Origin of the sequence: Bradyrhizobium sp. Ec3.3, assembly GCF_000472925.1 — a bacterium.
Classification (GTDB): Bacteria; Pseudomonadota; Alphaproteobacteria; order Rhizobiales; family Xanthobacteraceae; genus Bradyrhizobium.
Genome location: NZ_AXAS01000006.1, coordinates 223,980 through 243,700, shown reverse-complemented (window position 1 = coordinate 243,700; position 19,721 = coordinate 223,980). Strand labels below are relative to the sequence as shown.

Annotated in this window: 18 protein-coding genes and 1 pseudogene; 6 read left to right on the top strand and 13 right to left on the bottom strand. The window is 64.4% G+C overall.

Going from position 1 to position 19,721, the window contains the following annotated elements:
- Positions 1–18: 18 nt before the first annotated feature.
- The gene (locus YUU_RS0107725; protein ID WP_027521884.1) at positions 19–588 is read right to left on the bottom strand and encodes a hypothetical protein; all 570 of its coding nucleotides are present in this window, start codon (positions 586–588) and stop codon (positions 19–21) included.
- Positions 589–860: 272 nt separating this feature from the next.
- Between YUU_RS0107725 and YUU_RS0107720 the strand changes: the two genes are divergently transcribed.
- A complete protein-coding gene (locus YUU_RS0107720) occupies positions 861–2,828 on the top strand; it encodes a methyl-accepting chemotaxis protein (protein WP_027521883.1) in 1,968 nt (655 codons plus the stop codon).
- Between the two features lie 93 nt (positions 2,829–2,921).
- Here the strand turns inward: YUU_RS0107720 and YUU_RS0107715 are convergent, their stop codons facing one another.
- The 4 genes from YUU_RS0107715 to YUU_RS0107700 are packed head-to-tail and all read right to left on the bottom strand — an operon-like array spanning position 2,922 to position 6,946.
- On the bottom strand, positions 2,922–3,335 hold the full coding sequence (locus tag YUU_RS0107715; protein WP_027521882.1) for a Rieske (2Fe-2S) protein: 414 nt from the start codon (positions 3,333–3,335) through the stop codon (positions 2,922–2,924).
- Positions 3,332–4,432: an amidohydrolase family protein gene (locus YUU_RS0107710; protein ID WP_027521881.1), complete on the bottom strand. Its 1,101-nt coding sequence runs from the start codon at positions 4,430–4,432 to the stop codon at positions 3,332–3,334. Before YUU_RS0107710 ends, YUU_RS0107715 begins: the two co-directional genes overlap by 4 nt.
- A complete protein-coding gene (locus YUU_RS0107705; protein ID WP_027521880.1) occupies positions 4,429–5,535 on the bottom strand; it encodes an amidohydrolase family protein in 1,107 nt (368 codons plus the stop codon). Before YUU_RS0107705 ends, YUU_RS0107710 begins: the two co-directional genes overlap by 4 nt.
- 31 nt (positions 5,536–5,566) lie before the next feature.
- Positions 5,567–6,946: an MFS transporter gene (locus YUU_RS0107700; RefSeq protein WP_027521879.1), complete on the bottom strand. Its 1,380-nt coding sequence runs from the start codon at positions 6,944–6,946 to the stop codon at positions 5,567–5,569.
- A 127-nt stretch (positions 6,947–7,073) separates the two neighbouring features.
- Between YUU_RS0107700 and YUU_RS0107695 the strand changes: the two genes are divergently transcribed.
- Entirely contained in the window at positions 7,074–7,994 is a 921-nt protein-coding gene (locus YUU_RS0107695) for a LysR family transcriptional regulator (RefSeq protein WP_027521878.1), read from the top strand.
- A 30-nt stretch (positions 7,995–8,024) separates the two neighbouring features.
- Here the strand turns inward: YUU_RS0107695 and YUU_RS0107690 are convergent, their stop codons facing one another.
- Entirely contained in the window at positions 8,025–8,675 is a 651-nt protein-coding gene (locus YUU_RS0107690; RefSeq protein WP_027521877.1) for a TetR/AcrR family transcriptional regulator, read from the bottom strand.
- A 110-nt stretch (positions 8,676–8,785) separates the two neighbouring features.
- Between YUU_RS0107690 and YUU_RS50215 the strand changes: the two are divergent.
- Positions 8,786–9,427, top strand: a pseudogene (locus tag YUU_RS50215) (glutathione binding-like protein); the annotation flags it as partial.
- Positions 9,428–9,472: 45 nt separating this feature from the next.
- On the opposite strand, the gene YUU_RS56110 reads toward YUU_RS50215, so the two are convergent.
- Positions 9,473–10,132, bottom strand: coding sequence for a sugar phosphate isomerase/epimerase (locus YUU_RS56110; protein ID WP_245287964.1), 660 nt, complete (start codon positions 10,130–10,132; stop codon positions 9,473–9,475).
- Here YUU_RS56110 and YUU_RS61040 point away from each other — a divergent pair.
- On the top strand, positions 10,046–10,366 hold the full coding sequence (locus YUU_RS61040; protein ID WP_027521876.1) for a hypothetical protein: 321 nt from the start codon (positions 10,046–10,048) through the stop codon (positions 10,364–10,366). The two genes, YUU_RS56110 and YUU_RS61040, sit on opposite strands and share 87 nt — an antisense overlap.
- Here YUU_RS61040 and YUU_RS0107675 read toward each other — a convergent pair.
- The 4 genes from YUU_RS0107675 to YUU_RS0107660 form a co-directional block, all read right to left on the bottom strand.
- A complete protein-coding gene (locus YUU_RS0107675; protein ID WP_027521875.1) occupies positions 10,336–11,103 on the bottom strand; it encodes an ABC transporter substrate-binding protein in 768 nt (255 codons plus the stop codon). The two genes, YUU_RS61040 and YUU_RS0107675, sit on opposite strands and share 31 nt — an antisense overlap.
- A gap of 41 nt (positions 11,104–11,144) precedes the next feature.
- Entirely contained in the window at positions 11,145–11,501 is a 357-nt protein-coding gene (locus YUU_RS56105; protein ID WP_084801342.1) for a cytochrome c, read from the bottom strand.
- 85 nt (positions 11,502–11,586) lie between these two features.
- Positions 11,587–13,302 carry a PQQ-binding-like beta-propeller repeat protein gene (locus YUU_RS0107665; protein WP_027521873.1) on the bottom strand — a complete coding sequence of 572 codons (1,716 nt, stop codon included), beginning with the start codon at positions 13,300–13,302 and terminating at the stop codon, positions 11,587–11,589.
- A 325-nt stretch (positions 13,303–13,627) separates the two neighbouring features.
- Complete coding sequence (locus tag YUU_RS0107660) at positions 13,628–14,434, bottom strand: NAD-dependent protein deacetylase (RefSeq protein WP_027521872.1); 807 nt, start codon at positions 14,432–14,434, stop codon at positions 13,628–13,630.
- Here YUU_RS0107660 and YUU_RS62305 point away from each other — a divergent pair.
- Complete coding sequence (locus YUU_RS62305) at positions 14,433–14,555, top strand: hypothetical protein (RefSeq protein WP_256375270.1); 123 nt, start codon at positions 14,433–14,435, stop codon at positions 14,553–14,555. The two genes, YUU_RS0107660 and YUU_RS62305, sit on opposite strands and share 2 nt — an antisense overlap.
- A gap of 39 nt (positions 14,556–14,594) precedes the next feature.
- A complete protein-coding gene (locus tag YUU_RS0107650) occupies positions 14,595–15,923 on the top strand; it encodes a dicarboxylate/amino acid:cation symporter (RefSeq protein WP_027521871.1) in 1,329 nt (442 codons plus the stop codon).
- An 8-nt stretch (positions 15,924–15,931) separates the two neighbouring features.
- On the opposite strand, the gene YUU_RS0107645 is transcribed toward YUU_RS0107650, so the two are convergent.
- Positions 15,932–17,596 (bottom strand): hydantoinase B/oxoprolinase family protein, encoded by a 1,665-nt coding sequence (locus YUU_RS0107645; protein WP_027521870.1) that lies wholly within the window; start codon positions 17,594–17,596, stop codon positions 15,932–15,934.
- Between the two features lie 2 nt (positions 17,597–17,598).
- A complete protein-coding gene (locus tag YUU_RS0107640; protein WP_027521869.1) occupies positions 17,599–19,683 on the bottom strand; it encodes a hydantoinase/oxoprolinase family protein in 2,085 nt (694 codons plus the stop codon).
- Between the last annotated feature and the right edge of the window lie 38 nt (positions 19,684–19,721).

The window sequence follows — 19,721 nt, the reverse complement described above, 5'->3', positions numbered from 1 at the left end:
CCGACGCGCGTCTTTGCCCTAGCGGCGAGCGCCGAAAGCTAGCGGCGATGCGCCGGGCGGCAGCGGCGAATTGATGTCGCTGTCGACCAGTCCGGACGACTGCTGGGTGAAGCTCGCGCCGAACGACAGGCTGAGATTCGACGTCGGACGGAATTCGATTCCCGCATTGGCGCGATAGCCGCCCGGCAGCGTCGGCGAGGTGGAGTCGAAGGGCGTGATCGGACCGCCGGTCCCGAGATTGTATTTCAAAGTGTCGAAGCCGGTATAGATCGTGACCGGCGCATTCGTGAAGTTGTAGCCGAACCTTACGCCCTCGGACGAGAGCGAGCCGTAATTGCCGAACGCCCTCGCCTGATCGAAGCCATTCATGCTCCACGCCGTGCTGCCGCGTGAGCTGCTGAGAAACCAGCCCTTTGGGAACTTGGACTGCGGATCGCTGGCGTCGAAAGCCGGATTGTCGCTCCAGCCCATCAGCCAGCCCGAGTTCATGTAGGGCACGGGGGCGGCCTGGGCATGGGCCGTTCGCTCGCCCAGACAGAGCGCAACCAGGACCAGTGCGAGAGCCAAACCACGTGCGAAACTGAACATTCGTGACACCATCGAGTGTTCTGAAACTATACGCTTTCGGTATCGCGAAAGCCAGAACTGCGCCCGGCGCCTGCCTGAGAGAAGCAGGGCCGCAACGTGGTTATGGGGCGCCCGGATCGGCGCTCCGCTTCGCTGCGCTTGTCCGGGACGGGTGCTTTGACGCCAACCGTCTCCCGAATTGTGCGGCACAGAGCCGCGTCCCTCCCTGTTCACCCTCTCTTAGCGGGAAATTGATAGTCGTTTTTGACCAACATGGAAGGAACGAGCAGGACATGCGGGCGACCCTTGGGCTCAGAATGCGGATCACGGTCGCCCTGGCGGTTACGGCGGCTGCGACCGCCCTGTTCGCCGTGCTCGGCGCGATGTGGATCATCTCCGGCATCATCGATCGCGCCGACCAGCGCGAGCTGCGCAGCCATTACGATGCCCTGCAATCGCGCATCGCCGAGGAATCCCGCCGCGCCGCGGCGATGAGCGCCGTCGTTGCCGCCATGCCGGCAACGCAGGAGGCCATGGCGGGGCAGGACCGTGACATGCTGGTGCGCCTGTTCGGACCGGTCTTCGCCGCCACCAAGTCGGACTACGGCGTCGATCAATTCCAGTTTCACGTGCCGCCGGCGACGTCGTTCCTGCGTGTGCATCAGGCGGCAAGATTTGGCGACGACCTCTCCTCCTTCCGCAAGACCGTCGTGATCGCCAACCAGGAGCGCAAGGTGGTCGTCGGCCTCGAAGGCGGCCAGGCCGGGCTGGGCATCCGCGGCGTGGTACCGATCGCGCACGACGGCAAGCATCTCGGCACCGTCGAGTTCGGGCTGACCTTCGGCCAGCCCTTTCTGGACGACTTCAAGTCCAATCGCCATGTCGACGTCGCCTTCCATCTCGCCGACGGCAGCGGCTTCAGGCTATTCGGCGGAACGCTGAAGGGACAGACCTTCTTCGAAGTTGCCGACTACGGCCGCGCGGCCGAAGGCGTCTTCACGGTCCGCCAAGCAAAGCTCGACGGCGCGCCGGTGGCCGCGCTGCTCGGACCGATCAAGGATTTTTCCGGCAAGCCGCTCGGCGCGGTGGAGCTGGTGATGGACAATGCCGAGTATGAGGCGTCCCTGGACCGCGCGCGATGGCTCGCGCTCGGCATCGCCGCCCTCGGGCTCGTGCTCGCCGCGATCGTCGGCTACCTCATCGCGCGGAGCATTTCGCGACCGATCCTGTCCATCACCTCGGCGATGCGAGAACTCGCGGACGGACGGCTCGACGTCGCAATTCCCCTCGGCAAATCGAATGACGAGGTGGGCGCGATGGTGAAGGCGGTCGCGGTGTTCCGCGACAACGCCGTCAGCTTCAACCGCCTCCAGGCCGAACAGCTTGAAGCCAAGGCGCAGTCCGAAGAGGAGAAGCGGCGCGCCTTTGCAGCGCTCGCCGACAATTTCGAGGCCAGCATTCGCGATGTCGTCAACACGGTATCGTCGGCCGCGGTCGAGATGGAGCAGACGGCCCGCTCAATGTCCGACATCGTCGAGCAATCGCGACATCAGACGCGCGCAGTCTCGTCGGCCTCGGCGCTGGCCTCGGAGAACGTCCAGACGGTGGCAGCCGCCGCTGAGGAGCTGTCGTCATCGATGACCGAGATCAGCCGCCGCCTCGCGCTTGCCACCGAGGTCGTCGGCCGCGCCGCGAGCGACGGACGGCAGTCCAATGCGCGCGTGCAGAGCCTTGCCGATGCCGCACAGAAGATCGGCGATGTCGTCTCGTTCATCAATGGCATTGCTGGCCAGACCAATCTGCTCGCGCTCAACGCAACGATCGAAGCGGCACGCGCCGGCGAAGCTGGGAGAGGCTTTGCGGTGGTGGCATCCGAGGTCAAGGCGCTGGCGACGCAAACCGCAAAGGCGACGGAGGAGATCGGCGCCCAGGTGACCGCCGTGCAAGGCGAGACAACTGGCGCGGTCCAGGGCATCCAGTCGATCTGCGCGACGATCCAGCAGGTCGACGAGATCTCGGCCGCGATCGCGGCAGCGGTAGGCCAGCAGGGTACAGCGACGCAGGAGATCGCGCAGAACGTCCAGCAGGCGGCAGCTCGTACCGGCGAGGTCTCGCAAAACATCGCCGGCGTCACCCAGGGCATCGCCGCGACGGGGTCGGCGGCGCAGGAGGTGCTGGGTTCGGCTGTCGAGCTCTCCCGCCAGTCGCAACGTCTGCGCGACGAGGTCGATCGCTTCCTCGCGCATATCCGGGCGGCGTAGTCGGCGGCTGACCGGCGCATACTGCGGAGCGCGAAAGGGGCGGCGCATAGCGCGCCAAGGACGACACCGGGGAGAGAGCTCCCCTCGCCCCAGTCAGAGATCGACGACGATATAGGTATCCTCGACCGTCACGGGATATCGTTCGGCCACGTAGGGGCCCATCACGAGATCGCCGCCCGCCTCACGTTTGACCTCGAAGCTTCGCACCCTGGTGCGGCGCGGATCGCACCAGGATTGGCCGGTCGCCATGTCGAACTCCCAGCCGTGCCAGGGACAGCGCAAGAATTCGCCGCGGCGCTCCAGGCGGTAGTCGCCGGGACCCGACGACTGGCTGAGGCCGGTGACAACGCCGGAGCAGATCGCAGCCCCGCCATGCGGACAGCGGTTGAGCAGCGCGTGCAGGCGCCCCTCGACATTGAACACGCCGATCTCGCGCCCGTCGATGACGACGACCTTGCGCGTGCCGGGCGGCAGCTCGGCGGCCGGACAGACCACATGGCGGCTCATGTGAGGCGATACAATGCCATCGCATTGTCCCTGAATATCTTGCGGCGCTGCTCCTCGGTCATCGGGAATTTGAAAGCAAAGGACGGATTGTCATAGTCCCAGTGCGGATAGTCCGACGAATAGAGCAGCCGGTCCCAGCCGATCCAATCAATGATCTCGACGATGTGGCGCGATTGCGCCGGCTCCTCGATCGGCTGCGTCGTCCACCAGATGTGCTCGCGCAGATATTCGGAGGGACGCCGCTTGAGATGCGCCACCTCCTTGCGGAATTTCTCGAAATGCTTGTCCATGCGCCAGGCCAGCGCCGGCGCCCAGCCGAACCCGCCCTCGACCAGCACGACCTTCAGTTTCGGGAAACGCTCGAACACGCCCTCGATGATCAGGCTGGCGGCAAGCGCCTCCATGCAGGCCACGAAGACATAATGCTCCTGCAAATAGAAAGTCGGCCAACCGGAGCCGGTGGAGGGATGGCCGCCATTGTAGCCGACCGGATGCAGGCCTATCGGCAGGCCGGCGCGTTCCGCCGCCTCATAGATCGGCCAGTAGCGTCGATGGCCGAGCGGATCTGACGGCCGCGACGACAGCATGATCTGCACATAGCGCCGATCGCCGGCGCAACGTTCGATCTCGGCGACGGCTGCCTCGGGAAACTCCTGCGGCACTACGATGCCGGCGCGAAGCCGCGGTTCCTCGCGCACCCAGCGGTCGATCTGCCAATCATTGGTGGCGTGCGACAGCGCCGCCGCAAGACCGGGATTGCGCTCCTCCATGCCGCCCTTGCTGAGCGCCATCAACAGGCCGAACTCGACATTGACGGGATCGAGATGCTGTTTGCGCAGGAGATCGAGATCGGACCCCGCAGGGCCGCCATTCTCAGGAAGCGAATCGGCGCGCATGCCGCCAGCCATCATGCGCGGATACATCAGCGCGTTCGGCAGCGCCTGCCGCACATGCACGCCATGGGTCTGGTAGTGCTCACGCCAGCGCGGCTCGAGGTAGGGCAAGAGTTCGCCGGGTGTGCGATGCGCCGGATGGATGTCGCAATCGACGACCGCGAGGTTCTGCCGGGCTTTCTGTTCGATGAAAGGTGCATTCATCGCACGTCCTCCTTCGCCTGCTCGGCGGCGAGTGTGGTCGCGACCTGCGCCAGACGAGGATAGGTTTCCAGCGCATTCGCCACGAGGATTTTCATGAGCGAGTGCGGCGACAACCCGTCCGGCAGTACGTCAGCGCCGTCGAACTGCCAGTGCGGATAGTCGGTGGAGAACAGCAGCACCTGATCGGTACCGATGCGGTCGATCGTTTGCCCAACCGCCGTCGCGTCGGGCGCATCGAACGGCTGGATGGTGAAGCGCAGATGCTCGCGGATGATCTCCGAAGGCCAGCGGTCGACCCAGGGCACTTCCGGCCGCGCACCACGCCAGGTCTTGTCGGTGCGCCACATGGTCATCGGCAGCCAGCTCACGCCGGACTCGAGCATCACCACCTTTAGCCGTGGAAAGCGGTGGAACACGCCCTCGACGACGAGGCTGATCGTCTGGTTGGCGAAGGCCTGTGCCTGCGCCACGTAATCTTCGAACTGATAGGACGGCCAGCCCACGATCGTCGGCGCGTAGCGATAGGTGCTGCCCGCGTGCACGGCAACGACGAGCCCGTGCCGTTCTGCCGCCTCATACAGTGGAAAGAACTCGCGCCGGCCGAGCAGCTTTTCGCCCATCACCGGCAGCAGCACCTGCACAAAGCGTTGGTCGGGCGCCAGGCGCTCGATCTCGGCAACGGCCTGCGCCGGATCCTGCGGTGTCACCAGGATCGAGCCGCGCAGCCGCGGCTCGCGGTCCAGCCATTCCGCGCGTAGCCAGTCATTCACGGCACGACAGATCGCCGCCGCCATGTCGTCGTTGTGGAGCGCGATCGCGCCGTGCATCACATTGGCGATGCCGAAATAAAGACCAAAGGCGTCGAGGACATCAGTGCGCAGAGTGTCGAGTTCGCTCCGTCCGGTCTGCGCCGCGCGCCAGTCGGCTCGCGCGCTGACAGGCGCATTCGGCGGATAGCTCATCATGGCGAACGACATGCGGTCGATCGCACGGTTGGTGATCTGGTCGCGCCAGTAATCATCGAGGTAGGGCAGCAACTGCGCCATGCTGGGCATGGGCGGATGCAGGTCGCAATCGATCGCTCCTGCGAACGGTATTCTCATCTTCGGCCTCCGTTGCTTCGCGCGATTGCGGCTAGGCTGTTGCCGCCTGGTCGATCTTGCGCGCCGCCGCGCTTTGCTTGCGTTGGGAGATCCCCAGCGCCAGGACGCAAGCCGCCACCACCAGGGGCGGCAGTGCGGCGAGCAGGAACAGGCTCGAGAACGGCAGCTGCTGCGCGATAAGTATCCCGGCGACCAGCGGTCCGCTGATCGAGCCGATCTTGGCGACCGACAAGGCCCAGCCGACGGCCGTCGTGCGGTTGGTGCTGGAATAGAACTGGCCGACCGAGCTGTTCAGGCCCTGGTGACCGCCCACCACGAAGAAGCCGACGCAGACCATCGTCGCGAGGTAGGTGCTGTCACCAAGTCCGGCCCAGACGAGCGAAGCGACCAGCGGCGAGGCAATCAGCGGCACGATCGCAATGGCGATGACGCCGAACCGGTCGAGCACCCGGCCAATGGTGAGGCCGCCGACGGCGCCTCCGAGGCTAAACACGGTCAGGCCCATGGCGGCCTGCGCGGGCGTATGCCCGGACGCCTCCGCCAGGATCGGCGTCCAGCTGTTGAGGAAGAACATCGTGATCGAGCTTGCGATGTAGGCCACCCACAGGAACGGCGTGATGACCGCAAGCCGTCCGTCGAACAGCGTGGCGAGCTGCGACACGAGCCCCGTGCCGGCGCTGCCAGCGGAAGCTTCATCGCGAAGGACGAAGTGCGTCGTCGCGTGCGCCTGGAGCGAGGGCTCGATCCGGTTCAGGATGCGCGCGACTTCCGCGGGCTCGCGATTGCGCACCACGAGGAACTTGATCGATTCCGGAAGCGCGAAGTAACACAGCGCGGCCCCGAGGAGCGGCAGCACGCCGCCGATCCAGAATACGATGGTCCAGCCAAACTGCGGCACGAGACCGGCGGCGATGAAGCCACCGATGCTGCTGCCCGCGACATAGCCAACCATGATGATTGCGACCGCCGTGCCGCGATAGCGGCTCGGCGCATATTCGAGGTTGAGCGCATAGCACAGAGGCGACAAGCCGCCGATGCCGATGCCGGCGAGGAAGCGAAGCACGATCAGGCTCGTGATGTCGCTCGCCCATACCGTCGCCAGCGTGAAGCTGCCGAACACCAGCATCGAAGCGACGATCGATAGCCGGCGGCCGATGCGGTCGCCGAGCGATCCGAACACGAGGCCGCCGACGAGAATGCCGAAAATACCGGCGCTGAAGACGATCCCGAGCGCGGCCCGCTGGATGCCCCAGGCGCGGATGATCGACGGTGCGGCGAAGGCCATCGCCTGGAGGTCGTAACCATCCAGGAACATCATCGTCGTCGACAGGATCAGGACCGTCAGGACCAGGCCGTTACGGCGCTGGCGCTCGATGACATCAGTGACATCGATGACGTCGGGTGCGCTCATTGCTCGTTCCTCCGCGTTGCCGTTTCGCTTGTTCTGGTGACGGCTTATCGCGCCAAGCAATCTATTTCCTTCGAGAACGAGGGAGAATAAGCTACTTTGAGCGATGATCTTTTCCGGATTGGACTAAATGGCCGATAGCCTCTTGAATATGAAGGCATTTTTGGCGACGGCGCGAGCCGGCAGCTTCTCCGAGGCGGGCCGACAGCTTGGGGTGGCGCCATCCGTCATCACCAAGCGGGTCGGACAATTGGAGTGGTCGCTGAAGGCCACGCTGTTGCGGCGGAGCACGCGCCGCCTGGCGCTCACCGAGGTCGGCGAGCGCTATCTCGACGTCATCCGCCAGATCGTGCGCGAATACGACGAGATGGCGAAGGGGATCATGCGATCGCCGAACGAGCTCGAGGGCCAATTGCGCATCAAGGCGCCGGCATCACCGATGGTCATCGACCTCGCGCAACTGCTGTCGTCGTTTCAGATCAAGTATCCGCGCGTGACGCTCGACGCGGTGTTGGTGGACCGTACGGTCAATCCGGTCGAGGAAGGCTTTGACATCGTGCTCACCATGATGCCGTCGTCCTTCGACGGCGTGCTCGAGGAGCCCTTGCACGTGTTCGAACGCGTGCTTTGTGCCGCGCCCTCCTACCTGGCGCGGCGCGGCCATCCCCGGCATGCCCGCGATCTCGTTAATCACGACTGCATCGTGTTTTCGCCTATCGGGCCCGCCTGGACTTTTGAAGGCCGCAATGGCGTGACGACGGTCGCGGTTCGGCCGCACCTCGTGACGAACAACGGCGCGCTCGTGATCGACAGCCTGTGTGCGGGCAGCGGAATAGCAATCGCTTCGCGCACCGCAGTGGCGGAGCGGCTCAAGACCGGCGCGCTGGTCGAACTCCTCCCGCAACTCCATATCCCTGATCTCTGGGTCAAGGCACTTGTCCCGGCGACGCGCTCCAACCTCGCCCGCGTGCAGACCCTGCTGGGCTCCATTCGCGATGCATTCCGGGAAGCCGCGACATCTGCGGCGGCACTCGGGCGGGAGGCGGGGTAGCCGAGCTCTCGCTGTCGTCCCGGCGAAGGGTTAGCCTTTCACCCCCACCATCACATCGATCGCTCCCTTCACGATCGCGTCGAGCTCCTTGCGCGGGACGCGGGCGCGGGAACGGATGGCGATGGTGTGGATGGTGGCCGAGGCGAGCTGCGCCAGCACGACCGGGTCGGCGCTGTCGGCCAACTCGCCCTTCTCCTTGGCGCGGCGGAAGCAATTGGCAAAAGCCTTGTCGAGCTCGGACAGGCCGTCCAGTACCATGGCGCGGATCTCGGGATCGCCGACGGCCTCGGAGGCCGCGGTCACCACCGTGAAGCAGCCGCGCGGACCGGTCTCACCGGAGAGATAGATGGCGAGTGCGGAGGCGAAGATGCGTTCCAGCCGTTCGCGCAGCGGCAGATCCGCGCGAAAGATCTCCACCATCGAGGCGCGCGCCTGCTCGCGGTAACGCTGATAGCTCTTGATGTAGAGCTCGCGCTTGTCGCCGAAGGCGCCGTAGAGGCTCGGCCGGTTCATGCCGGTGGCCTCACTGAGATCGTCGAGCGAGGTCGCGGCAAAGCCCTGGGTGCGGAACAGGTCGAGCGCCTTGCCGAGCGCGACGTCGGGCTCATAGGCGCGCGGCCGGCCGCGCCGCTTCGGCGGCTCGGGTGCAGCGATGGGCGGGCCCTTTGATTTTTGTACCATCTCGCAAAATAATCCTTGACCGCTTCCATATTATGCGGAACAGTACAAAAATCAATCCGACCGGGTTGCGAACGCAAGGTCAAATGACACCACGCCCAAGGAGGCACCCCATGGATCTCTATTTCTCGCCGCTCGCCTGCTCGATGGCGACCCGCGTCGCGCTGTATGAAGCGGGCGCCGAGGCGAACTATCTCGAAGTCGATTCACCGACCAAGACCGTGCTGAATGACGGCTCCGACTTCCGCGCCGTCAATCCGATCGGCCTGGTGCCGACACTGCGCACCGACGAGGGCGTGGTGCTGACCGAGAACGCAGCGATCCTGCAGTATGTCGCGGACCGCTTTCCGCAATCCGGCCTCGGCACCGGACCTGGCATCGACCGCACGCGTCTGCATCAATGGCTCTGCTTCATCGGCACCGAGCTGCACAAGGGGTTGTTCATCCCCGTGCTCGATCGCAAGTCGCCGCAGGAGAGCAAGGCTTATGCGCTGGAGAAGAACCTGTCGCGACTTGACTATGTCGAGAACCACCTGAAGGGCCGCGAGTTCCTGCTCGACCACTTCACCGTCGCCGACGCCTATCTCGTCACGGTGATCAACTGGACGATGGCGACGCCGCCGATCGAGCTGGCGAAATGGCCGAATCTGAAGGCCTATTACGAGCGCCTCAAGCAGCGCCCATCGATCGCGAAGGCGATCGCCGAGGAGTTCGAACTGTACAAGGCTGAGCAGACGCGGCGGAAGGCGGCGGCATGGGTCGCGTCGATCAACAGATCGTCCCGGCCACGGCCGGGACGATCACGTGCTGCGGGAAAAATACCGCTGGGTGCGAAGGAAGGCGATGCTGGTCTCGATGCTGTGCAGCGGATCGGCAGACACGTCCTGCTCGACGAAGGCGTGTTGCACGCCGCTTGCAGGCAGGGCCGCGAATATCCCTGCGAAATCGATCGTGCCGCGCCCCAGTTCAGTGGTCGACCCGTCCTTCGCCATGTCCTTGAGATGAACCAGCCGAAATCGCGATGGATGGGCTATCAGGACATCAGCGGCATCGCGACCTCCCCTGGTCGCCCAGTAGACGTCGAGCTCGAGCTTGACGACACGCTCGTCAGTGCGGCTGAGCAGAACGTCGTAGGGCTGCATGCCGCCGGCGAGCTCTCGAAACTCGAAATCATGATTGTGATAGGCGAGGGTCAGGGCGGAACCTGCCGCCAGTTCGCCGATCCTGTTCAATTCGTCGCAGATCCGCTTCCAGTCGTCGATCGTCTGTCGCACTGGTGGGTCCAGCCAGGGACAGACGACGAACCGGCTGCCGAGCGAATGGGCGATATCGAACGATGATTCGGTCTTATCGCGCAGGCCCGCGTAGTCGAGATGCAGCGACGGGGCGGCAAGGCCAAGGCTGCGCAAGAGCTCGCTTGTGCGCTTCACGTCAGGGCCGAGAATGCCGGCGAACTCCACCTCGCGATAGCCGAGGCGGGCAACCTTGCGGAGCGTGCCTTCGAAGTCGCTCTTCAGGAGGTCGCGGACCGTATAGAGCTGGAGGCCGATCCTGCGCGCCTCGCCGCCGGATGCCGGGGCCGCTCCCAGCGCCGCTGCGGCAGCGAGTCCTCGGAGGACGTCGCGCCTGTTGACCGGCGGGCTGCCGAAACTGCGATGCACGGCTATTTCGGTGCCTCGAGGACGATACCGTAGCGACGATAGATCCGATCGATCGTGCCGTCGGCTCGCAAGCGGTCGACCGCCCCATCGATCGCTTCGCGCAACGCATCGTCCGGGCGAACCATGCCGACCGCGACGTTCCAGTTCAGGTCGGTCACGCTCTCGTCACGGGCGAGGATCCGAAGCGGCTTCTCCGGATGCGTGAGGTTGAAATAGCTCGCCGCCGTCGGCGTGACGGCGGCGGCGTCCAGTTCATTGTTCGAAAGGGCGTCGAGGCTGTCGCTCTCGAAGCCGAAGGTCGACGTCGGCACGCGGCGCTGGCCGATGATCATGGCGGCGACGGAGCCGACCTGCACGCCAACCTTGGTGTGCTCGTTCAGGCTCTTGAACGAGGTGAGTGCGCTGGACGATGGCACCGCCAGCGCAACGCCAGTGCGGTAATACGGCTTCGAAATACGCAGGCGGGTTTCGCCTTGCGCCCCACGATCGGCGATGACGTCGAGAAGCACATCGCAAGTGGCGCTGCGCATCTGATACTGCGTGATGATCCAGTCGAGCCTCAGCGAGACGCCGAGCTCGCGTGCCAGTGCCCGTCCCAATTCGACCTGAAATCCGGGAGGATCGCCGGCCTTGCTGGCGAAGGGAAGCGAGTTGGGATGGGCGCACAGCCCGATCTCGCCGGCTGAGCGGATCGCCTCCAGGGTGCGCGCCTGCGCCGCTGCCGAGAGCGCGACGGCGGCACCGACCATGAGCGAGAGGATCAACTTCATTCCGAAAGCCTCGTGTTCTCGGATCAAACTTGGATTTCGCCTCACCCCTCGCGCGGCTTCAATTGCCGGATATACTTTATGATCTCATCGATCTGCGCGTCGCTGAAGGTCTCGCCGAACGCAGGCATCGCGCCAGACTTGCCATGCTTGATGCGGTCGCGAATATAATCGTCGTCGCGAGTCGTATTCATGAGCTGCGGCCCCTTGCCGGCCGCGCGCCCCCCATCGGAATGACACCAGCCACAGGTCGTTGCGAACAGTTGCCTGGCATCGAATTCCTCGTTGCTTGGCGCCGGGGAAGCCTGTTGCGCGGATGCGGGCATGGCACACACAAGGCACGTGGACAGTACCGCCGTCCACAGCACCGGCAAATTCAATCGCATGGAGCGGAACTCCATTTTTATGTTCCATCTACCCCTCTGTCCGTTCCAACGCACGGGGAGCGGGCTTGTGCCCGCTCCCCGTCCAACCGTCCGAAAAGACCTATTTCAGGCTGTAAACGACGAGCGCGCCGTCATCGCGCGGCATGCTCTTGTAAACGCCGCCGAAGGTCGGCGCATAATCATCCGACGCCATGCCGCCAAAGCCCGCGGTCACCGCGATATACTGCTTACCGCCGGCGGAGTAGCTGATGATTCCTCCCTGATGGCCGGTGCCGTCAGAGTGATTCCACAGCTCGGTCCCGCTTTCGGCATCGTAGGCATGAATGGTACCGCGCGAGTCGGGCACGAACACCAGATTGCCTCCGGTCGACAGGACGCTCGCAAGCGGCGGCTCGGGGAAACGGACCTCCCACTTCTTGGCGCCAGTCACCGGATCGCGCGCGTCGAGATGACCATAGATCTCCCCGCTTGGAGGAGGCGCAATCTTGAAATCGGCCCCGATATTGAGCTGTACTTGCGGGGCAGTCACCGGTGTCGTCTTCATGACCTCGAGGGTCATGCACCATTCCTGGCCGAGCTTGTAGTAGAGGCCCGTCTTCGGATTGTAGGAGCCAGCATTGAAGCTGACGCCGCCGGAGATGTGCGGGCACAGTGGCTCATCAACCTTTCCCGCTGCAAAGTCACGCCGACCGATCAGTTCGCCGGTCTTTGGGTCGATGTTCTTGACGAAATTGCTGTTCTCGGTAATCCGCCAGACGTTCTTCAAACCGAGATTGCGATCGTAGACAAAGATGTAGCCGCTCTTGTTCGGATGCACCACCAGCTTCTGGCCGTCGCGATCGAGCATGACGAATTCACCGACGGCGCTGTCAAAGTCCCAACCGTCGTGCGGCAGCTCCTGATGATAGAATTTCAGCTTTCCGGTATCGATGTCCAGACCGATCACTGAGCTCGTGTAGAGATTGTCGCCGGGACGCGCACCTTGCGTCTTGTAATCCTTGCCCGACCAGTCGTAGAGCGGAGCCGGGTTTGCGGTGCCCCAGAGGATGGTGTTGGTCTCGGAGTCGTAGGTGCCCGGCATCCAGCCGCCACCCCCGCCAGTACGCCACGAATCATTTCCCCATGTCTTCATGGCTTCATCGGTGCCGGCAACCGTCAGGAATTCCCATTTCTTTTTGCCTGTGGTGGCATCGACGGCGAAGATCGGGCCGCGGCCCGGCCACTCGCCACCTTGCGCGCCGATGATCACGGTGCCTTTCGCATAAAGCGGCGCACCGGTGAAGCCGACCGTCAGCTTCTGCGAGTCGATCAGCTTGGTTTCCCAGAGAACCTTGCCCGTCTTCGCATCCAGCCCGAACAGGCGGCCGTCCATCGTGCCGACGAAGACCTTGCCCTCGCCGAGCGCGACGCCGCGATTGTAAGGAGAATGGGTCTGCCTGCTGATGAGCGCCTCATCGAGCTCGGGAAAGAAGTTCCACATCACCTCGCCGGTCGCGCCGTTCAGCGCAAACACCCTGCTGTAGGAACCCGAGTAATAGAGCACGCCATCGGCCACGAGTGGCATGGATTGCAGGCCGCGAGTCGACCGTCCGGGAATGTGGATCCAGGCAACGCCCAGATTGCCGACATTGCCCGCATTGATCTGCGCGAGCGGGCTGTAGTGATAGGACTTGTAGGAGCCGTGATAGGTCAGCCAGTCGTTCTGGCCGCCAGCGTCGATGCGCGCAGTGTCCACGGTTTGGGCCAAGGCCGGCGACACCATGAGTGTCGCACCAACGACAAGAGGCAGACCAGAATAGCACCACCAATTCTTCATGTGCAGTTCCTCCCGCTTGTGTGTTTCTTGACAGTGTGTTTGGCAGAACGTCTCTGCGACGGACGCTTGCAGCCCGGTCAAGTGTCGGTTCGTCTCCTTGGTTCCTAAAGGTGTGTCGGCGACAGCTTTCCGTCTCTCTCGGCGCCCATCGCCCAAGGAGGTCCGGTCTGTTTGATTGGCTGCTGTTGCTCCCGCTCGCGGGCATAGAGTACGCCGGATCGCGCGGAGTGCAATCAGGGAATACGCGCAGAACACGAATGTCAGTGGCGCTGACTATTTCAGCGTCAACAAATCCCACAGCGGGCGGCAGCTTGCTCGCGCCGGCTCACAGCAGGAAGGCGAGCGCAGCTTCGCAGCGCTCCTCGACCTTCAGCGTCAACAGATCGTCCGCGCGGGTGCGTCCGAGATTGACGGCGGCAATCGGAATGCTCTTGCGTGCCGCCATCTGCACGAAGCGGAAGCCGGAATAGACCATCAGCGATGAGCCGACGATCAGCATGGCGTCGGCCTGCTCCAGATGTTCTTGCGCTGAGGCAACGACATCGCGCGGCACGCTCTCGCCGAAGAACACGACATCGGGCTTGAGGATGCCACCGCAGGTTTGGCAGGCCGGCACGTCGAACGAGAAAAAATCCTCATGTTCGAGATCGGCATCGCCATCGGGCGCATCCGCGGCATCGAGTGAGAGCCAGGCGGGATTCGCACGACCGAGGGAGCGCTGAAATCCGTCGCGCGGCGTCTTCTCGCCACAGCCCATGCAGCGAACGAGATCGAGCCGGCCGTGCAGATCGATCACTTGCCGGTGGCCCGCCGACTGATGCAGCCGGTCGACGTTCTGAGTCAGCAGCATCTCGCACTGCCCGTTCGCCTCGAGGCGAGCCAGCGCATGATGCGCGTCGTTGGGCATGGCCTGGCCGAACCGCCGCCAGCCGATCAGGCTGCGCGCCCAGTATCGCTGCCGCGTGCGCGGATCACCCATGAAGGCCTGGTAGTTGACCGGCTGGGTTCGTTTCCAGTTGCCCTGGTTGTCGCGATAATCGGGAATGCCGGAATTGGTGCTACAGCCTGCCCCGGTCAGAACGAAGAGACGCTGGTGCCGGGCGACGAAATCTTCGAGCGGACGTTTTGCCATGGCTGAGGATGTAGTCTGCTTCGATCGGCTTTGCCAGATGGAGGAGCGCATGACGATGCTGCGCTGCGGCTCGCGCGCCGACGAAATTGTGATTGTCGGCCCTGCCCCGGACGGCCCATGATGAAAAGGCACCGACCTGCAATGCAATCCGGGGCACTCCATGACGTCAGTCGCGATTCCTCCCGCCGTCCATCGTCATCATCAACCCTGGTACAAGATCCTCTACGTCCAGGTGCTGATCGCGATCGCGCTCGGGATCCTGGTCGGCTATTTCAATCCCGACCTCGGCAAGGAGCTGAAGCCGCTGGGTGACGGCTTCATCGCGCTGATCAAGATGATGATCGCGCCGGTGATCTTCTGCACCGTGGTGCATGGCATCTCCTCGATGGGCGACCTCAAGCGGGTCGGCCGGGTCGGGCTGAAGGCGCTGGTCTATTTCGAGACGGTCTCGACGGTGGCGCTCGCGGTCGGCCTGCTCGTCGGCGAGGTGCTCCAGCCCGGGCACGGCTTCAACATCGATCCCTCCACGATCGATCCGAAGTCGGTGGCGACCTACGTCACCAAGGCCAAGGAAGAGGGCATCGTCGCCCACCTGATGGCGATCATCCCGGACAGCTATATCGGCGCGATCGCGCGCGGCGACATCCTCCAGGTGCTGCTGATCTCGATCCTGTCAGGATTCTCCATCGCCTTCCTCGGCAAGGCCGGCGAGCCGATCGTCGACGCCGTCGACAAGGCCGCAAAGATGTTCTTCGGCATTATCCGCATCGTCGTGCGCGTCGCACCGATCGGCGCATTCGGCGCGATGGCCTTCACCGTCGGCGCCTATGGCCTTGGCTCGCTGCTCAACCTCGTCGCGCTGATCGGCACGTTCTATCTCACCAGCATCCTGTTCGTGCTGATCGTGCTCGGCGCGATCGCGCGGGTCGCAGGCTTCTCGATCCTGCGTTTCATCGCCTACATCAAGGACGAGCTCTTGATCGTGCTCGGCACCTCGTCATCGGAAACGGTGCTGCCGCAGATGATCGAGAAGATGGAGCATCTCGGCGCTTCGCGCTCCGTGGTCGGCCTCGTCATTCCGACCGGCTACAGCTTCAACCTCGACGGCACCAACATCTACATGACGCTGGCGACGCTGTTCCTGGCCCAGGCGACCAACACCAACCTCACGATCTGGCAGGAGCTCGGCATTCTCGGCATCGCCATGATCACATCCAAGGGCGCCTCGGGCGTGACCGGTGCCGGCTTCATCACGTTGGCGGCGACGCTCTCCATCGTGCCCGACATCCCGGTCCAGTCGATCGCGATCCTGGTCGGCATCGACAAGTTCATGAGCGAGTGCCGCGCGCTCACCAATCTGATCGGCAACGGCGTCGCCTGCGTCGTGATCAGCATGTCAGAGGGCGAGCTCGATCGCACCGCGCTGCACGAGACCATGGCGCATCCGCTCGCGATCGGCGAGGCGCTGGAGCCGGGTGGCGGGTCCTGAGACTCAGATCACGACGTGACGTCGTCGAGTCCGTAGATCGCAGCCGCGTTCTTTGACGACACCAGCCCGCTCTCGACGTCCTCCTGCACGCTGGTCCGTTCGCGTTCCCGGGGATCGCCGATCCCGGCGCCGCCCGGCGTCATCACGACGAGGCGATCTTCGGGCGGTACCTGCTGAAAGCCTTTGCCGCGCATTTTCTTGCCGGACTTCAGCCCGACATAGCCGGCCTCGCCGTCACGGCCACCATCGCGGCCGCGTGGTGGATGATCGATGCGATCGAACGCCGCCAGGATGTCGAAGGGCGCATCGACGCCGCTGCCGACCTCGATGATCTGGCCCAGACCGCCGCGGGTTCGCCCCGCGCCGCCGGAATCCGGGCGCAGCTCCTTGCGCCAGAAGATCAGCGGCGTCTGCGTCTCCGCGATCTCGACCGGCGTGCCGCGCACGCCGCTCGGATAGGCGGTCGCCGACAGCCCGTCCTTGGCAAAGCGCGCGCCGGTGCCGCCATTGCTGGTCACCGCCATCGAGAACCCGTAATTGCCCCCGGCGCCGGAACGCATCTGTCCGCGCACGTTGAGATTCCACAGGCACGAGGTGCCTTCGGCCGGCACGCGCTCGGGGATGATCTGGCGCAGGCAGCCGAACACGACGTCCGGCAGCATCTGGCCGATGATGTGGCGCGAAGCCACCGGCGCAGGTTTTGGCGCATTGAGGATCGCACCTGATGGCGCCGACACCGTCAGCGGAGAGAGCGAGCCGGCATTGTTGGGAATCTCCGAGGCGACGACGCAGCCAAGGCCGAACACGGTGTACGCGGTGGTGTAGGAGAGCGGCACGTTAATGCCGAACTTCGAGGCCGGCGAAGTGCCGGTGAAATCGACGTGAATGCCTTTCTCCGAGATCGTCAGCATTGCCGATAGCGTCACCGGCGCATCATAGCCGTCGACGATCATAGTGTTGCGCCAGCTTCCCTTCGGCAGCTTCGCGATCTCGGCGAGCACGGCCTCGCGCGAACGGTCACAGATGTAGTCGCCGAGCTCATCGAGCGTGTCGATGCCGAACTCGGTCATCATCGCGACCAGGCGCTCGCAGCCGACGTCGTTGCAGCCGGCCAGCGAATAGGTGTCGCCCTCGGTGTCGATCGGCAGCCGCGTGTTGGTGCGGATCATCGCCATCAGCGTCTCGTTGACGACGCCCTGATCGATCAGCTTCAGCATGGGGATGTAGAGCCCCTCCATGAAGACGTCGGTGGCGTCAGGCCCGAAGCCGATGCCGCCGATGTCCATGAGATGGCTGGTGCAGGAGAATAGCGCGACCAGCTTGCCGTTCTTGAAGCAGGACGTGGTGACGACGAAATCGTTGAGATGGCCGGTTCCCATCCAGGGATCGTTGGTGATGTAGGCGTCCCCCTCCTTCATCGTCTCCAGCGGAAAATGCCCGATGAAGTGCTTGACCGATTCCGCCATCGAGTTGACGTGACCCGGCGTGCCCGTCACGGCCTGCGCCAGCATGCGCCCCCTGAGGTCGAACACGCCGGCGGAGAGATCGCCGCATTCGCGCACGATCGGGCTGAAGGCGGTGCGGAGCAGCACCTGCGCCTGCTCCTCGACCACCGCGATCAACCGGTGCCACATGATCTGAAGATCGATCAGGCTTGTGCTTGCGCTATTCATGGTCACGCCGCCTTCCGTTCCATGACGATGCTGCCGGCACCGTCGATGTGGGCGTCAAAACTGGTCGAAACGAAAGTCGAGGTCTCATCTTCCGCGATCACGGCAGGGCCGGCGATGGTCGCGCCCGGCACCATGTCCTCGCGGCGGTACAGGGGGATTTCGACCAGGCACCCGGCCCTTCCATCGAAGAACTTTCGGCTGCCGGATGCCTTGCCGGCCGGCTTGCGCGCGACGGCATCGACGACCGGCGGATTGCGCGGCTCGGTGGTCGCAAGCACCGACCAGCTCAGCACCTCGATCGCAGCGCCCGGAATCGGTCGCTCGAACATCGCGGCATAATCGGTCTCGAAGGATTTTCGCAAGCCAGCGAGATCGGCCGCGGTCAGCGGCCGATTCGGCAGCTCGACCGCGATCTCATGGCCCTGGCCGACATAGCGCATAAAGGCGGCGCGGCGCTCGCGCACCGGCGCGCCGGCAGCGCCGGGCTCGACCAGCGCCCGCGCCTCGGTCGCCATCTCCTGCAGGAGATCCGAGACCGCTGCGGTATCGAATTCGTCGAGCCGGACGTGGCGGCTGCGCACCAGCTCATAGGCGATGGGCGCAGCCAGAAACCCGACGGCCGACCCGACACCGGCGTTGGACGGGACGATCACCCGGGAGACGCCGATCTTCTCGGCAACGCGCGCCGCATGCAGCGGCGCGGCGCCGCCGAAGGCGATTAGGGTATGCTGGCCGACCACCGCGCCGCGCTCGACCGCGTGCACGCGCGCCGCGCTCGCCATGTTCTCGCAGACGACCTCGTGCACCGCGTAGGCGGCATTCTCCGCCGACAGGCCCAGCGCCTCACCGACATCGTGCAGCAATGCCGCCTTCGACAACTCCGGATCGAGCTTGATCGTGCCGCCGGCAAAGGCGTCGGGATCGATCATGCCGAGCGCGACGTCCGCATCGGTCACCGCAGGCCGCGTGCCGCCGCGGCCATAGCAGGCCGGGCCAGGCTCAGACGACGCACTCTCGGGACCGACGGTGACGCGCTTCATGGCATCGATCCGCGCGATCGAGCCGCCGCCGGCGCCGATCTCCACCATCTCGATCACGGGAATGCGCACTGGCAGGCCCGAACCCTTCAAAAAGCGCGCGGCGCGATCGACCTCAAACACGCGCGAGGTCTCCGGCTGAAACTTCTCGATCAGGCAGATTTTTGCCGTGGTGCCGCCCATGTCAAAGGAGAGCACCTTGCTTTCGCCGAGCCGCGCCGCGATCTGCGCCGCGAAGATCGCGCCGCCCGCGGGACCGGATTCGACGAGGCGTACCGGAAAGCGCCGCGCCGTCTCGATCGAGGTGACACCACCGCCGGAAGTCACGAGATAGATCGCGCCGCGGAACTGCTCGACCGCCAGCGCCTCTGCCATGCGCGCGAGATAGCCGTCGATCAAAGGCTGCACATAGGCATTGGCGACAGCGGTCGAGGTGCGCTCATACTCGCGGATTTCGGGGCACACCGCCGAAGACATCGTCACGGAGATGCCGGGTATCTCCTGCTCGAGGATCGCGGCCGTTCGCCGCTCATGCTCGGGATTGGCGTAAGAGTGCAGGAAAGCGATGGCGATGCTTTCGACATTCAGCGCACGCAATTTCGGCACCAGCGCGCGCACCGCGGCCTCGTCCAGCGGTAGCCGCACCGCGCCATGCGCATCGACGCGCTCGGGGACGGTGAAGCGCAGGGAACGTGGCGCCAGCGGCTTCGGCTTGTCGATGGTGAGATCATATTGATCATAGCGGCTCTCAGTGCCGATATCGAGCACGTCGCGAAAGCCTTCGGTCGCGATCAGCGCGGTCCTCGCGCCGCGGCGCTCGATGATGGCGTTGGTCGCCAGCGTCGTGCCATGAATGAAGACGTCGATATCGCTGATATGCGCATGCGCGTCGGTGAGAATGAGACGGATGCCGTCGAGCACCGCCTGCTCGGGGCGTGTCGGGGTCGTCAGCACCTTGCGCGTCTTGCGCTCCTGTCCCACATCCAGCACGATATCGGTGAACGTTCCTCCGATATCGACGGCAAGCCGCACTTCGGCTCCCTCACGCATTCCAGATGTCTCCGTGCTGATCGACAGGTTGGGTTCAA

What these genes read in the sequence shown, in the direction of transcription:
- YUU_RS0107715 (WP_027521882.1), bottom strand. Translation starts at nt 3,335, where the DNA reads ATGAGCCGCCATGTGGTCTGTCCGGCCGCCGAGCTGCCGCCCGGCACG.
- YUU_RS0107690 (WP_027521877.1), bottom strand. Translation starts at nt 8,675, where the DNA reads ATGGTACAAAAATCAAAGGGCCCGCCCATCGCTGCACCCGAGCCGCCG.
- YUU_RS0107705 (WP_027521880.1), bottom strand. Translation starts at nt 5,535, where the DNA reads ATGAGAATACCGTTCGCAGGAGCGATCGATTGCGACCTGCATCCGCCC.
- YUU_RS0107695 (WP_027521878.1), top strand. Translation starts at nt 7,074, where the DNA reads ATGGCCGATAGCCTCTTGAATATGAAGGCATTTTTGGCGACGGCGCGA.
- YUU_RS0107700 (WP_027521879.1), bottom strand. Translation starts at nt 6,946, where the DNA reads ATGAGCGCACCCGACGTCATCGATGTCACTGATGTCATCGAGCGCCAG.
- YUU_RS0107650 (WP_027521871.1), top strand. Translation starts at nt 14,595, where the DNA reads ATGACGTCAGTCGCGATTCCTCCCGCCGTCCATCGTCATCATCAACCC.
- YUU_RS0107665 (WP_027521873.1), bottom strand. Translation starts at nt 13,302, where the DNA reads ATGAAGAATTGGTGGTGCTATTCTGGTCTGCCTCTTGTCGTTGGTGCG.
- YUU_RS0107675 (WP_027521875.1), bottom strand. Translation starts at nt 11,103, where the DNA reads ATGAAGTTGATCCTCTCGCTCATGGTCGGTGCCGCCGTCGCGCTCTCG.
- YUU_RS56105 (WP_084801342.1), bottom strand. Translation starts at nt 11,501, where the DNA reads ATGGAGTTCCGCTCCATGCGATTGAATTTGCCGGTGCTGTGGACGGCG.
- YUU_RS0107710 (WP_027521881.1), bottom strand. Translation starts at nt 4,432, where the DNA reads ATGAATGCACCTTTCATCGAACAGAAAGCCCGGCAGAACCTCGCGGTC.
- YUU_RS0107720 (WP_027521883.1), top strand. Translation starts at nt 861, where the DNA reads ATGCGGGCGACCCTTGGGCTCAGAATGCGGATCACGGTCGCCCTGGCG.
- YUU_RS0107660 (WP_027521872.1), bottom strand. Translation starts at nt 14,434, where the DNA reads ATGGCAAAACGTCCGCTCGAAGATTTCGTCGCCCGGCACCAGCGTCTC.
- YUU_RS0107645 (WP_027521870.1), bottom strand. Translation starts at nt 17,596, where the DNA reads ATGAATAGCGCAAGCACAAGCCTGATCGATCTTCAGATCATGTGGCAC.
- YUU_RS0107640 (WP_027521869.1), bottom strand. Translation starts at nt 19,683, where the DNA reads ATGCGTGAGGGAGCCGAAGTGCGGCTTGCCGTCGATATCGGAGGAACG.
- YUU_RS61040 (WP_027521876.1), top strand. Translation starts at nt 10,046, where the DNA reads ATGCAGCGACGGGGCGGCAAGGCCAAGGCTGCGCAAGAGCTCGCTTGT.
- YUU_RS62305 (WP_256375270.1), top strand. Translation starts at nt 14,433, where the DNA reads ATGGCTGAGGATGTAGTCTGCTTCGATCGGCTTTGCCAGATGGAGGAG.
- YUU_RS0107725 (WP_027521884.1), bottom strand. Translation starts at nt 588, where the DNA reads ATGTTCAGTTTCGCACGTGGTTTGGCTCTCGCACTGGTCCTGGTTGCG.